We start from the raw sequence: 15,057 nt of genomic DNA on the forward strand, positions 1-15,057 counted from the left end.
AATTTTTATTTAATATTTAGCAAAATTGAATAATAAATTATTACGGTGTAATTGCATGCAAGCTAGTTTAGCGAGTCGTTGATTATGAGAAAATTATTGGGAATGCGATTGTTTAGCTACTTAATGCTCTCTGATGAAAGCCCAGTAGGTCAACAAGTAGAGCAATGGCGTATCAGCGCACTACGTATTATGACAGTGGTCGGCTATTTGCTGTATTCCATTGTCGCCATTCATTGTTGCTTAAACGCAATGAATACTAATATTAGTTATATCATTCCTCTGATTATTGCCTTTTATACATTAGGCATTTTACAACTGTATTTTTCAAAAAGTCATTACTACATAAGTGTCTATACCCTATTATTCAGCATAGTGGCAGCCGCAATTTGTATTAATTTATTGGTCCAAATTCCAACCCTTGCTATGTTAGGCCCTGTTTTTGTCTTTGCCCTACCTTTAGTCGCTTTTATCTTACTAGGCGCAAAAGCCGGCGTGATATGTATGTTACTCAACATCATCCCATTTATTGCTTTGCTTAGTGGTTTTCAATTAAATCAACTTATCGAAGGCCACGTCTATTTAGATCATGCCAATACTTATGTGATGGGCATTATTTTTATATTCTTCAATATCTGTGTTCCCTTGGGCGTGGCACGAGCCAGCCTTGCAGCCAAGCGCTTAAACCAACAAGTTGTGGCGCACAATACGGTATTACAACAACAAAATACCTTTTATCGCACCCTGTTCGTTAAAACAGAAATTGCCAAATTAGTAGTCAGTAATGAAGGGATTATTTCTGAAATGAATGTTGCTGCCGAAAAGCTATTGCAATGTGAATTTAATGAATTAATTCATCCGCTTAATTTGTCGAGTTTATTTGCCGAGTTCCGTTTTGATGCTATTGAGACTGTGGTCAATCGTACATTAGCAGGTCGCATGAAAGCCTTTAAATTGACCAGAAGTGATTTATGCAGCAATAGTTATTACTTTGTCACTATTCAAGATGTGACTGCCTGGGCCTTATTGCAAAAAACCCTTGCAGCACAAACCATTTTGAGTAAAAAGCGCATGTTGGATACGGTGACAGGCCTGCCTAATCGTGAGTGGTTGGACAATAAAATAAAACAAATGCTCAGTGAACCTCAAGTAGAACTAAGTTTAATCGTCTGTAAAATCAACAATACACAATTTATTGAGCAAAAATACGGTTTTCAATACCTATCTCAGTTAGTACGAAAAATCGCAGAGCATTGGCAAACTAAAACCCATATCCGTTGCCATCTGGCCTCAATAGGCACTGGTAAGTTAAGCATCATTACTGAGCTTTCGCCCATGGACTTACAAACCCAAATAACGGCCTTTATACGTTTATTACCCCAAGTAATTATGATTGATGAACAAAAGTTACCTGTTGATATTAAGGTTGGAATCGCATTTTCAGATACCTCTGAACGTAACTCAGACAAACTCATCAATAATGCCTTATATGCTGTCGACTCCAGCCCCTTACAGATTAATTACCACGATACCGTTAGCCAAGAGCGTTTCATTGAACATCAAGAGATAAACATCTTGTTAAACGAAGCCATATCTAATAATGAATTAAGCATAGTTTATCAACCGAAGGTCAAAGGAGATGGGCGCTTAGTCGGTGTAGAAGCCTTATTGCGCTGGCATTCAAAAATAATCGGCATTGTCTCTCCCGCCATTTTTATTCCTATTGCCGAAAAATCCGGACTCGTGACTCAACTCACACTATGGCTCGTTACTGCAGTATGTGAACAACTGCATCGTTGGCAACAAGATGGGCTCAAAGTAGTACCTGTAGCGATTAACGTATCGGGCAACGATCTCGATCAAGAATATTTTCATGAACACTTGGTTAACTCATTGGTGGAATTCAAAATTTCACCACAACTAGTTGAAATAGAATTAACTGAGTCTTCACGCAGTCTCGATCACGGCAAGGCACTCGCCACCACCCGTTACTTAGCTAACTGGGGATTTTGCATTACCTTAGATGACTTTGGGATCGGCTATTCAGGCTTGTCTAAGTTGATGTCTTATCCGGTTAAAAAAGTCAAAATTGATCGCCAGTTTATAAAAGGCATTCATAAAGACGATCGTAAAGCCAAAGTCGTTGAAGCCATCATTGCTATGTGCAATGTATCTCATGTCGAGATATTGGCCGAAGGTGTCGAAGAATTTGAAGAGGTTGATAAACTGTTATTATTGGGCTGCAGTAATTTTCAAGGTTTTGTATTCTCTAAACCCTTAGATGCTGAGCGCACATCTGGCTTATTAAAAAAACAAAATGTGTTTGCTTATGACGGTATAACCAAAGCCTTTATTAGGCCTTCGTCGTAAATTTTTCATCACAGTTTTGAAGATAGTAAGTTAAGACGTGTAGAATTATAGCTGCCTTGATGTTCACAAAATAAAGTTCAGGCTAACTACCACCCCACTGTGATCTTTTAGATTATTGATGCTGATCTCACCCTGATGGTATTGGGCGATGATTTTGGCGATAAACAAGCCCAACCCGAGATGGGCTTGCTCAGTCACCTGGGACTGACGCACCGATACCATGGAATCAAACAACTGATGCTGCATCTTGTCGGGCAATACCCCGCCTTGGTTGCTGATTTGCAAACTAAGGTGTTTTTCAGTGTATTGCAGGTTTAGGCTGATCAGGCTCCGATCCACACTAAAATCCACCGCGTTAGCGATGATTTTATCTAACATTTGGGCAAATAATTCCGGGGCACCGGACAATGTCACTTTGTTAGTCGTGCTTTTATTATCCAACAGCAAAACAAAGTCACGCTGCGGGTAAACCTGCTGATAACCCAGCACACAGCCCCGTAATACTTCCACCACATTGAAGATTTCGCGTTCGTTGTTTTGAATCGCTTGCTCGAGGCGCGTGGCCTCACTCATGTTAGTGAGGATCTTACTCAAACGCCCAATGCCTTCTTTAGCACGCTCAATGTATTGTCGACTCTCTGGGCTTTGGTTTTCACTGCTTAAATTGTCTAAAGAAGAATTAACTATGGCCACAGGTGTGCGTAATTCATGACTTAAACGGGAGGCCATGTTTTCCAGGTAGGCATTGTATTGACCTAATTTTACCAACACGCTGTTAAAGGTGCGGGACAAGTCACCAATCTCGTCATTGGCCTTAGAAGGTAAGATTTGTCCGACAATTTTACCCTGGGTATCAATGGCATCTTCGGTTTCGTCACGCAGTTTACGAATACGCCAGGAAATGCGCGACGCCAATAAAAATAAGGCTAAGGTGCCCAAGACAATCACTGCCAAGAAAAAGTGAAATTGTTTTTCCAGGGCTTTATTACGTAAGGTACGAATACCATTAGTGGTTTGCTCCACTACCACCGCGCCCATGACTTTTTTATCAATATATATTGGATGGGCGGCCGACAAAATCACCGCTTTATTATCTGGGCTGATACGCCACAAAGTACTGGGTGTGCCGTCTAATGCCTGACTGATATCTTGGCCTTTTAAGGCATAGGCATTTTGCAAATCATCAACAAAGTCAGCGGGCGGTTTGGTTAATATCCGATAATACAAAGGGAACAACCATTCATTCTCAATGTATTGCCACCAACTTTGTTTATTTGAATAGGTAATCTCGCTTTGCACACCGCTTGAACGTTGAATTTGCCCCGAACGTGCCAGGACCCGCCGATGATTATCCACCACCCACACCCGAGCATTAGAATATTGCAAACCTTTAAGAATGTTTTCGATTTCGGGTGAAGGCACTAATACCGTGCCCAAAGAATCTTCTTGGGACGGATTGGCCGTGCCTATGGTGTATTCCACTTGCCGGCTAACAGGATCGTCAACATCCACAATGGCAAAGGCAATTTTGCTCGACATCATGGCCAGTGGAAAACGCAATTCGATTACATAACCCTCAGCCGTTTTGCGCCACTGGCCTTGGATGCGGGTTTCGGGTTTGTCGGGCTGCAAGGATTCAATTTCATTTTTGAGTAAATAAGCATTCACCCAGCCATCCTTGTAAGGGGCAATGATATAACGCTGAAACTGGCCGTTTTCATCTGTCATAGCAATTTGCAGATGGTCGTTGCGGTCGATGCGTAAACTGTTGTTTGGCCTAAATACGACCTGCTCATCGATAACATTAAACATGGCATACAAGTAGCGGTCGTATTGGCCTACCATGTGGGCAAAACGCAGACTTTGTGAGTCATAATCCTGCACCTGATCGATCAGATTCTGCTCACCATAATTGAGCATTAGGGCCTGATAATCCTGCCAGTCATCCAGCTTGCCATCCAGTTGAATAGGATAAGCAATTTTATAAGCATAGAGATCGGTACCGGGTTTTACGTCACTTAAAAAAGCCGATTGGCTGTCAAACAAGGCTGGGCGTTCGTGCAGTGCTGTGGCTACCGCGCGGGCTGTGCCCACCATAGTTTGTTCCTGACCTATACGTAAATAGGTTTCTAACTCCCACACGTATTGGTATCCCAGCCAGGGAATAGCAAACAAAAATGACGAAAAAACCACTAGCTTGAGGCGAATGCCAAAACGAAAACTATGCATCTTAGGAACAACTGACCATTAATTTTTCCACCGATAGCCCATGCCGTAGACCGTTTCGACACAATCAAATTCAGCATCCACTAACATAAATTTTTTGCGAATACGTTTTATGTGCGAGGTAATGGTCGTGTCATCCACCACCATTTTTGATTCGTCCATCAATTGCTGTCGACTTTTAACATGGCCGGAATATTTAGCAATAGCGTGCAACATCCAAAACTCTGTCACTGTCAGTTCAATATTGTGTTTTTGCCAACTGACTGTCATGCGTTTGCTGTCCATAATCAGCTCGCCGGTTTGGATCAAATCTGAGGGCGTTTGTGGCTGATTAAGTAAGGCTGTGCGCCTGAACAGTGCGGCAATCCGCGCCAATAAATGAGGTAGGCTAATATCTTTGGTTAGATAGTCATCAGCGCCCATGCGTAGACCACAAATCGTATCGTAGTCATTATCACGCGCCGTAAAAAAGATAATGGGCAAGGTTTTCGACATGCTACGTAATTGCTGACACACCGCAAAACCACCGTCTATTTCGTCCTGTAAGCCAATATCAATAATGGCTAAATCAGGTAAACGTTTAGCAAAAGCTTGCTCGGCCAACTGACGATTAGCATAGGCTTGTACCTCGTACCCCTGTTTGCCCAGCGCGGCTACGTAGTTATCTCTGAGTGCCTGATCATCTTCCACCAGCGCGATACGTTTTGACATTATCTATCTACTCTTTGGTTTTAGTAGCGCGTGTTTTAGCTACCTGATGTCTGCACTATATAGCAAAAATGTCTGGCTGTTAGCCCCTAAACGTAAAAGCCATTTTTCCGCCACAATTGCTCAGCAGATTGCCACTTTGTCTCCCCGATGCCGCCACCAAATCCTTGTTTACTAGTTAGGAATCAACACCAACCCAAGGAATAACAATATGAAAACAATCTTCACTCGCTCAACTACGGCCATCGCATTAACAGTATTACTTTCTGGTCAGGCTTTTGCTGCCGAACGTAATAAGCCAGACAACAACAATGCCATTGTTGGTTTAGGTTCTGGGGTATTAGTAGGTACAGCTATCGCAGGACCAATTGGCGGCATGCTAGGTGGATTATTCGGCATTATGATTGCTGACGACGTTAATGACGAAATTGAGTTAACTATTAAAAAGACACAAATCGACAAGCAACAACAACAACTTTTTGCTTTGCAACAACGTTTTGAAGAAGCCGATGCCCGCGCCACTATCCTAATGGCCACCATGGATCGCACTTTAGAGCAAAAACTGCCAGAACTTGAAAGCAGCATTCAGTTTAAAACCGCCTCGGCTCAACTTGAGCAGCACTACAAAACCGAACTGGATTTACTCGCTACAACCTTACGCAATAATCCAAAACTCTCTGTCAGTTTATCTGGTTATGCCGACCAACGGGGTGATTCTGATTACAACCAAAACTTGTCTGAATTACGTGCTTTGGCGGTTAAAAACTACTTGTTAGAACAAGGGGTATTAGACACACAAATGTTAACGCAATCCTTTGGTGAGTCGAACTTAGTAAGTAGCGGCAGTCACAGTGAAGATAACTTTTTTGACCGTCGTGTCAGCTTGAAAGTATCGGATAAGGTTGATGCCATGACAGCCGCCAATCAATAAATATTGCCAGTAGAGAAGGAGCGATATTATGGGGCCAGCCATTAAACTTGTCAGTGCACTGTTAGTGGTACTGGCATTGGGAGCGCTGCAAATTGCAGCGCCTTCTTTTAACTCAGCACCACAAGCGGCGCTACCAACAAATCAAATCAGCCACAGCAAAGATGTGATTGAGTTACCCGCTAATACCGGCAGTTGGCAGGTCGCTAATTATCAAGAAGCGGAGCGTGGTAGTTTATTTTTTGTAACTGATGATCCTGAGTCACAAGGTGTTTATAACTTGAGCCCCAGTTTAAAAACCGCTGTCAAAATTAATGTCACAGGAGTGGTGGCTCGCACCCAACTGAGTCAAACCTTCAAAAATGACAGTGATGAATGGCTCAATGCTCTGTATGTATTCCCTTTACCCGAAAATGCTGCAGTTGATCATCTACAGATGCACATCGGTGAGCGTATTATCGAAGGGCAAATCAAAGAAAAACAGCAAGCTAAACAAATCTACGAACAAGCCAAACAAGAGGGTAAAAAAGCCAGTTTAATCGTACAACAACGACCTAACTTATTTACTAACTCCATCGCCAATATTGGCCCTGGGGAAAGCATCGTCATCACCATCGAATATCAGCAAACCTTAGCTTATGACCAAGGGACTTATCAACTGCGTTTTCCTATGACTATTACGCCACGGTATTATCCGCCGGCCTCAACTGACAATGCCAATACTGAAAACATCACTGAGGCACAAGCAGCCTATGCCGCACCTAGTGCTATTACCGAAGACATTAACATTGAGGTTACTTTGCAAACCGGATTTGCTCTGCGCAAAATACATAGCGAATCTCATGGTATTCAAAGCCAAGAGTCGGCTGTTGGCAACTATGTCGTGCAACTCGCCAAACAAACTATAGCCAATCAAGACTTTGTACTTAGTTGGCAACCAGAGTTAGGCGACACGGCCAAAGTGGCCCATTTTCAACAAAACGTTAATGGTCAGCAATATGGTTTGTTGATGATTTATCCACCCGATATCTCGACCCCAAAAACCCAAGAACTGGATCGTGAAGTTATTTTTGTCTTGGATACCTCGGGATCGATGGCGGGTGAATCCCTCAATCAAGCTAAACGAGCTTTGTTATTAGCCTTAAGCGAGCTCAAAGCCAAAGATCGTTTTAACGTTATTGAGTTTAACTCTTATGCACAAAACCTGTGGCAGAACTCAAAGCCAGCTACTTTAGCCGCCATTACTGAAGCCAGAAATTTTATTGTAAACCTCAGCGCCAATGGTGGCACCGAAATGGCCAGTGCATTAACCCTTGCCCTTGATCAACAAGGTAAACAAAGCACAGCTGGCATTCGCCAAGTGGTATTTATCACCGATGGCAGTGTAGGTAACGAAGAATCATTGATGACCCTGATTAGCGACAAATTGCACAGCTCACGTTTATTTACTGTGGGCATTGGCAGCGCACCCAACAGCTATTTTATGACAGAAGCCGCATTAATGGGCAAAGGCACTTACACCTACATTGGCGCCATTGAACAAGTACAAAGCAAGATGCAGGCTTTGTTAAGTAAATTAGCCAATCCTGCTTTAACTGACATTCAGTTGCTGATCAATAACGAAGTGGCCAGCTTACAAACCGACATCGAATTTTATCCACGTATGATTTCCGATCTTTATCTCGGTGAACCACTGGTATTGAGTTATCGCCAGTCCACTCCCGACATCGAACACACAAACTTAAGTATACAGGGCCGCTATCAACAACAGGCTTGGACTATGCCCATCACAATCAATCAGTCTGAGCGCCAATCTGGTTTAAATGTATTGTGGGCGCGAGAGAAAATCGCTCAGCTAAGCCGCGACCAACGCAAAGCGACGATGGATAATCTTGAGTCAACTCAGGCTGAATACTTTAAACAACAAATCACTCAGACCGCTCTTGAGCACCATCTGGTGAGCCAATATACCAGCTTAGTGGCGGTGGATATCACACCTAGCAAGCCAGTGGATTCACCTGTTTATCAACAACAAGTTAGCAACCGCCTCCCTCGTGGCAGCCATAACCCGCTGGCTCATTTGCCACAAACCGCGACGGCAGCAGAGCTTCAGATCCTCATTGGCTGTTTATTTATAGGAGTGGCGATATGCATGCTTGGCATCTCTCGCAAAAGAAAACGCGATTTAGTTTAATAAGTTGGAGCTGGCGTTATAAGTGGATAACACTGTTGTTTGCCGCTGGCTGCTATCTGTTTGGCGGCGGCCTTTACATTTTTGCCAAAGCCAATGTGGCCCAATATTTAATTGCCAAGGCGTGGCAACTCAGTTTACAAGACCAACAGCAACATCGCCCTTGGCCATGGGCTGATACTCACCCTGTGGCTGAGTTAAAAATTAACGATGTAAGCTGGTACGTACTGGCTGATGCCAACGGTCGTAATTTGGCGTTTGCACCGACCCATTTAAGTGCCACAGCCTTGCCTGGCGATCACGGTAACAGTGTGATTGTGGGCCACAGAGATACGCAGTTTAATAGCCTTAAACACATACAAGTAGAGGATATTATTGAGGTGACTAATTTACGCGGATCATCACGATATAGAGTGACGTCCCTCAGAATTGCTCAAGCTGCGCAGCTAAGATACTGGCAAACAGAGGTTGAGGATACATTTGACCAAGCCAGCTTGACCATTATCACTTGTTATCCCTTTGATAGCATTTTACCCAACCCGACTTATCGTTTTATCGTTAGTGCAGAAGGAGTTTGATGTAGATTACCTATTATAAAAGATGTCACGTCTTACCTGTGCTGTTACTAATAATAGACAGAAAGAGGCTAAAAATGATAAAAAATAGTTAGAATATCGGATATTATCTATATATATCAAAAAGTTGAAAGTAATGGAACGATTCTGGCAAGTGGGTCATGAACCGTCGACCTATACGGCCTTACAACTAGGCTCCCATTAATGGTATTAGCTGTTAAAGTATAGGTTTATTGACATTCGTTAACATTCTCAGAGGAACCATTATGTCATTCTCAAAAACAAAATTAAGTGGACTAATTATTTTATCCTTAGTCGCCATCAGTGCCTGTACCGACGCTCAAAAAGATTCTGTTGCAGACACTAAACAAGAGGCCCTAGTTGAACTCGAAAAAGCCAAAGATAAAAGTGTAGAGCTAGCTAACGATGCCAAAGAATCAGCGGGTGATATGTATGATGATGCAAAAGATAGCGCATCGGAAACCTATGAAACAGCTAAAGAAAAAACCTCGGACATGCTCGATGCAAGTGAAGAAAAAGCCGCTGAATTAAAAGCATCTACAGCCGTTAAGCTTAAAGAAGCCTGTATCGCCACCAAGAAAAAACTGGGCAAAGATCCTAAAGATTGTGAATAGTTTTTAGAGCGTAGTCCAACAAGGACTGTCTCAAATAGGCAACAGGTAATTATTACCCTTAAAGGACGTTTTTAACGTCCTTTTGTTTGTCAGGTTTATATGCTGTATTTACCGGCACAATAACCCTATTATTAGCCTAGTCGTTGAGTTTTTAGGAAAATATTGTGCTGTCACGTTTATGTGATTTTATGCCGGGTTTAGTGACCTTGCTTAATTATGAACGTAAATGGTTTTCTGATGATGTTAAAGCTGCATTATCCGTTGCAACCGTCGCCCTACCCGTCGCTATTGCGTATGCCCAACTTACTGGCGTTAATGCTGCTGTAGGCTTGTATTCCTGTATTTTACCCATGCTGATTTACGCCTTATTTGGTACTTCAAGACAATTAATTGTTGGCCCTGATGCGGCGACCTGCGCGGTTATAGCTGCCGTAGTCACACCTTTAGCCGCAGGTGACAGTGTTAAACATTGGCAACTCGTGGTGACCATGACTGCCATGACGGGCTTTTGGTGCCTTATTGCCAGCCGCTTTAAACTAGGTGTGCTAGCTGATTTTTTGTCTAAACCGATATTAATGGGTTTGTTAAATGGTGTGGCGATCACCATTATTGTGGGCCAGTTTTCTAAAGTATTGGGTTTTAGTTTTGATGAAAAATATTTACTTGAACGCCTAGGCAACATACCGAGTTATCTAACACAAACCCACATTCCAACTCTCATGATGGCCTTATTGACCGTCGGCATCTATTTTACTATGAAACGCTTAAGGCCCACTTGGCCGCCAGCCATGTTCGCAATAACCATCGGCGCCATTTTAGTCTGGCTGTTTAACTTACAGCAGTTTGAAATACAGAGCATAGGCACTGTTACTGGCGGTTTACCCTTATTTCAAACCCCCATGCTCAATGTGGGTGTTATTCGTGAATTAGTCATGCCGGCACTTAACTTAGCCATTATAAGTTTTGTCAGTATGATGTTAACTGCGCGCAGTTTTGCCGCCAAAAATGGTTACGATATTGATGCAGATAAAGAATTTAGAGCCTTAGGCATGGCAAATTTTGCTTCTGCCTTGTCTCAAGGTTTTGCGGTCAGTGGCGCCGATTCTCGTACTGCCGTCAATGATGCCAATGGTGGTAAAACCCAACTTGTATCAATTATAGCGGCAGCAATAATAGCCATCATTGCGCTCTTTTTAACCGGCCCATTAGAGTTTATCCCCAGTGCTGCATTAGGAGTCGTACTGATCATTGCGTCTATCCATCTATTAGACTTAAAAGCGATTTGGCAGCTAAGACGTCAAGACAGGCAGGCGTTTTATTTAGCCTTAGTCACACTATTTGCTGTGCTGTTTATTGGCGTTATTCCAGGCATTACTCTTGCCGTTTTGTTAGGTTTATTTCAATTCATTCGTACCGTCATGCGCCCAAGCGATCAAATACTTGGGGTAGATAAAAACGGTGTGGTGAGAAGTCTTGATGCCAGTGATAAGGCAAAAGCGGTAGATGGAATTTTTATCTATCGTTTTAATTCCCCCTTAACCTATTTTAACTCGGGTTATTTTAAACGGCGTTTATTAGAGCAATATGCCAGACAAAAAGACGACATCGAAGTGGTTATTATTGATGCAGTCCCCTGCTTTACCCATTTAGATTTAAGTGTGATGGCGATGCTAGAAGACTTAGACAAGATATTTAGGAAACGAGCGGTACGCTTTGAATTGGCAGGCAGAAAGCGCCAGCTACGTGCATGGTTTAAACAAGTAGGAATGACATCAGGCAGCGATGGAATTTATATACACTCCGACTTGTACATTGCATTGGAGATAAACAAAAACAAACAAAATACCGATAAGGCGCTACAGCAGGATGCTCAGGTCAAAGAGCTTAGCTAAATATTGCTTATTTATGTGCTAGGTCTTGCAAACTGTTGAGCTCCAATACTGGCGATGCATCAATATCCTGGGCATCCATCATTAAGGCAATACGTTGCATAGTTGCGACCAACTGGGTTTGCTCCCATTCAGCCAAAGTTTCAAAACGTTGAATAAAGTGCTCTTGTAAAGGAGTGGGCGCCCCCTTTATCGCATCCATGCCAGCTTGAGTGACATGTAAACCCACTTTGCGTTTATCGATGGTTGAACGTTGCCTGATCACCAAACCACGGGGTTCTAATCTATCTAATATACTAGTGACGGTTGCAGAACTTAAATTGATGCTGGAGGCAATGTCTTTGACCATCACATCACCTTGCGCCGCGATATTTTGCAATACCAGCAATTGAGGACTAGTTAAGCCACTGTCTTTATTCAATTTGCGCGAATAAATATCAATAGCTCGTATCACTTTTCGCAACGAAATAAGCAACTCTTCATACTTTTTCATAACAAACTCTGTATTCAGTTTATTCGGGAGCACTTTAGGGACTGTTACAATTATTTGCAACACCGCCCACTAAAATACATTCAATACAAATCATTAATAACTAAAACCAACTCAATAACTCTGCATAAAACTCACGAATCGCCACATAAAACCTTGTTTTTACTAACAACAATTTTGTTTAACGATCAAAGTCAAAGATTAAAATGGTTAGAATTCTAAACAAATTAGCTCAATTTAGTATATAATGCTCGGCAACTATGCACAGTTAAACGCATTTTTCGCAGTACAAAACACACTCAACTTACATGAATCGGTCAACAACGATGGCTTATTGATGATGTGTGTTCAACGATAAAAGGTAGTTATATGGACAACATGAGTTACGTCACCCTGGCTTTGTATTTTATTGCCATGTTGGGGATTGGCTTATTCGCTTATAAAAACTCGACAAGTGATATGTCTGGTTATCTGCTTGGGGGCCGTAAAGTTAGCCCGCAGGTTACCGCACTGTCTGCAGGCGCATCTGATATGAGTGGTTGGATGTTAATGGGTTTACCAGGCGCCATGTTTGTTATGGGCTATGAAACTATTTTTATCGCTATTGGTTTAACCCTAGGTGCTCTTATAAACTATATCGTGGTAGCACCTAAGTTAAGGGTATTCACTGAAGTTGCTAACGATGCTCTAACCATTCCCGAGTTTTTTGCCAATCGATTTTGTAAGCCTAAAGGTAGTATCAGAGTTATCTCAGCAGTTATTATCGTGTTATTTTTCACCCTTTACACTTCCGCGGGATTAGTTGCTGGCGGTAAGCTATTTGAGTCGGCTTTTGGCTTGAGTTACCACTTAGGTTTGATTGTGACTCTAGCTGTCGTCGTATCTTATACCTTGTTGGGTGGTTTTTTAGCGGTCAGCATGACGGACTTTGTACAGGGCTGTATTATGTTTTTGGCGCTGATTTTAGTACCTGTTGTTGCCTACATGCAATTTGACGGTATTAACGATTTAAATAACTTTGCTCAACAATCAATTCCGTCGTTTTCAGCGTCGATGAGCGATGTCAGCTTTTGGGCCTTGTTATCGAGTTTGGCCTGGGGTTTAGGCTATTTTGGCCAACCCCATATTATTGTGCGTTTTATGGCAATACGTTCTGTTAAGGACATTAATGTCGCTCGTACTATCGGCATGAGTTGGATGTTGGTCACTATTGTCGGGGCCTTGGCGACCGGTTTAGTGGGCGTAGCCTATGCCAATAAGTTTGGTTTAGTGGTTGAAGATCCTGAAACTATCTTTATTATTTTTTCCAACCTGTTGTTTCATCCTTTAATCAGTGGATTTTTAATGGCTGCCATTTTGGCTGCCATTATGAGTACTATCTCTTCACAACTTTTAGTTTCTGCCAGTTCACTGACCGAAGATATTTATCGCCTTAAAGCCGGTAAACAAGCCAGTGAAAAAGAATCAGTACGGATTGGCCGCTTTGGCGTAGCCGGTGTGGCTATCATGGCTATGTTATTAGCACTTGATAGTTCAAATAGTATTTTGTCTTTAGTCAGTAACGCCTGGGCTGGCTTTGGCGCGGCTTTTGGCCCCTTAGTATTGATCAGCCTCTATCATAAAAACTTAACTCACAAGGCAGCTGTAGCAGGCATCATAACTGGGGCTGTGACGGTGTTGTTTTGGATTTACGCACCTATACTCAGTGATGGGCGTGCTTTAAGTAGTGTTGTATACGAAATTGTCCCAGGCTTTATCTTAAGCAGTGCGGTTATTTGGATAGTGAGTCGTATAAGCACTGCACCAAACGAAAACACTATCACTCTATTTAATAAAACGAATCAAATTTTAACGGAGCAGAAGTAATGGTTCATGGAAATAGCACTAATTTCAAATGGCAGCGAGTTGTCATTAAAGTCGGCAGTGCCTTAATAGCACCGGACCGAAAAGGCGTAAGTAGCCGTTATTTATTGGGTATTGCCCAATTTATTGTGCGCTGTCGGGAAATGGGGATCCAAGTTGTATTGGTTTCATCTGGCTCAGTAGCGGCAGGTGCTCATTTGTTTCCTGATATCGATAAACCCAGTGTATCCATTAAAAAGGCAATGGCCGCTGCTGGTCAAACTGAAATGATTGGTATTTGGAACAATTTATTTGATTTTTCCACCGCTCAAATACTCATGACTCATGGTGATCTGCGAGATAGAGAACGTTATGTCAGCATAAAAAATACTATTCATACTCTCTTGGATAATGGGATCTTACCCATCATTAATGAAAACGATACGGTAACCACCGATAAACTACGAGTTGGCGATAATGACAACCTCTCGGCCATGGTTGCAGCGGCTTCAGATGCTGATGTATTAATAATATGTTCTGACATTAACGGTTTATATGACAAAAATCCCCGTACCTATGACGATGCCGTATTGGTACCTGTGATAAAAGAAATCAATAAACACACATACGCTATGGCGGGTAGTGAAGCGGGTTTACTTGGTACTGGTGGTATGCGTACTAAAGTTGAAGCTGCAGAAAAGGCCACATCCCATGGTATTGATACCTTCATCATTAATGGCTTTTCAGAAACGGCGTTTAATCAATTATTAGCAGGTCAAAACCCCGGTACACATTTTTTCCCTGTGGCGAAACCGATGAAAGAGTTAGTGCATTGGATGACTTATACCTCTGACGCTCAAGGTGAAGTCGTAGTTGAAAATGACTTTGAGTTTGATATGGACATTCAAAGCGAATTACTTACCAGTGAAGCCATCGCCGAAGTAAGAGGCCAGTTTACGGTAGGTGATACGGTCTTAATTACTAAACGAGATGGCACCAAGTTAGCAAAAGCGGTATCAAATTATAGTAGCTGTTTGCTAAGTTTTATTGCCGATCAAGCCGATGATAGTTTTGCGACCGACTTTCAATCAAACACTGGTTCAATCATTTCACCGAAAAATATGGCAATGTTAAACAATAAGACGGTTTAATTGTATTTAGTGGCAACTCCTTTCACCTAATAAGGCGATTCACTAAGGTGACTCG

Annotated in this window: 11 protein-coding genes; 8 read left to right on the forward strand and 3 right to left on the reverse strand. The window is 42.3% G+C overall.

The genetic code is table 11. The features are described from left to right. The first annotated feature begins 84 nt into the window (after positions 1 to 84). Entirely contained in the window at positions 85 to 2,367 is a 2,283-nt protein-coding gene (locus AX660_RS03545; protein ID WP_082768724.1) for a GGDEF domain-containing phosphodiesterase, read from the forward strand. Between the two features lie 63 nt (positions 2,368 to 2,430). On the opposite strand, the gene pdsS is transcribed toward AX660_RS03545, so the two are convergent. Together pdsS and pdsR are read right to left on the reverse strand one after the other, a co-directional pair. After that, on the reverse strand, positions 2,431 to 4,596 hold the full coding sequence (pdsS, locus tag AX660_RS03550) for a proteobacterial dedicated sortase system histidine kinase (protein ID WP_068372624.1): 2,166 nt from the start codon (positions 4,594 to 4,596) through the stop codon (positions 2,431 to 2,433). Positions 4,597 to 4,614: 18 nt separating this feature from the next. Continuing rightward, positions 4,615 to 5,304 (reverse strand): proteobacterial dedicated sortase system response regulator, encoded by a 690-nt coding sequence (gene pdsR, locus AX660_RS03555; protein ID WP_068372625.1) that lies wholly within the window; start codon positions 5,302 to 5,304, stop codon positions 4,615 to 4,617. A gap of 208 nt (positions 5,305 to 5,512) precedes the next feature. On the opposite strand from pdsR, the gene pdsO reads away from it, so the two are divergent. From pdsO to AX660_RS03580, 5 genes are all read left to right on the forward strand, one after another. Then, a complete protein-coding gene (pdsO, locus tag AX660_RS03560; protein ID WP_068372628.1) occupies positions 5,513 to 6,232 on the forward strand; it encodes a sortase-associated OmpA-like protein PdsO in 720 nt (239 codons plus the stop codon). A 28-nt stretch (positions 6,233 to 6,260) separates the two neighbouring features. Continuing rightward, positions 6,261 to 8,423: a marine proteobacterial sortase target protein gene (locus AX660_RS03565; protein ID WP_082768725.1), complete on the forward strand. Its 2,163-nt coding sequence runs from the start codon at positions 6,261 to 6,263 to the stop codon at positions 8,421 to 8,423. Continuing rightward, positions 8,378 to 8,998, forward strand: a complete 621-nt coding sequence (locus tag AX660_RS03570) for a class GN sortase (protein ID WP_082768726.1) — start codon at positions 8,378 to 8,380, stop codon at positions 8,996 to 8,998. Before AX660_RS03565 ends, AX660_RS03570 begins: the two co-directional genes overlap by 46 nt. A gap of 263 nt (positions 8,999 to 9,261) precedes the next feature. Beyond that, positions 9,262 to 9,630: a hypothetical protein gene (locus tag AX660_RS03575; RefSeq protein WP_068372630.1), complete on the forward strand. Its 369-nt coding sequence runs from the start codon at positions 9,262 to 9,264 to the stop codon at positions 9,628 to 9,630. A 164-nt stretch (positions 9,631 to 9,794) separates the two neighbouring features. Continuing rightward, the gene (locus tag AX660_RS03580; RefSeq protein ID WP_068372632.1) at positions 9,795 to 11,522 is read left to right on the forward strand and encodes a SulP family inorganic anion transporter; all 1,728 of its coding nucleotides are present in this window, start codon (positions 9,795 to 9,797) and stop codon (positions 11,520 to 11,522) included. A 7-nt stretch (positions 11,523 to 11,529) separates the two neighbouring features. Here AX660_RS03580 and AX660_RS03585 read toward each other — a convergent pair whose 3' ends face one another. After that, positions 11,530 to 12,012 carry a MarR family winged helix-turn-helix transcriptional regulator gene (locus AX660_RS03585; RefSeq protein ID WP_068372635.1) on the reverse strand — a complete coding sequence of 161 codons (483 nt, stop codon included), beginning with the start codon at positions 12,010 to 12,012 and terminating at the stop codon, positions 11,530 to 11,532. Positions 12,013 to 12,378: 366 nt separating this feature from the next. Between AX660_RS03585 and putP the strand changes: the two genes are divergently transcribed. Continuing rightward, on the forward strand, positions 12,379 to 13,875 hold the full coding sequence (gene putP, locus AX660_RS03590) for a sodium/proline symporter PutP (RefSeq protein ID WP_068372638.1): 1,497 nt from the start codon (positions 12,379 to 12,381) through the stop codon (positions 13,873 to 13,875). After that, the gene (proB, locus tag AX660_RS03595; RefSeq protein ID WP_068372640.1) at positions 13,875 to 15,002 is read left to right on the forward strand and encodes a glutamate 5-kinase; all 1,128 of its coding nucleotides are present in this window, start codon (positions 13,875 to 13,877) and stop codon (positions 15,000 to 15,002) included. The genes putP and proB overlap by 1 nt, the downstream gene beginning before the upstream one ends. The last annotated feature ends 55 nt before the right edge of the window (positions 15,003 to 15,057 follow it).

This window comes from Paraglaciecola hydrolytica (assembly GCF_001565895.1).
Classification (GTDB): domain Bacteria; phylum Pseudomonadota; class Gammaproteobacteria; order Enterobacterales; family Alteromonadaceae; genus Paraglaciecola; species Paraglaciecola hydrolytica.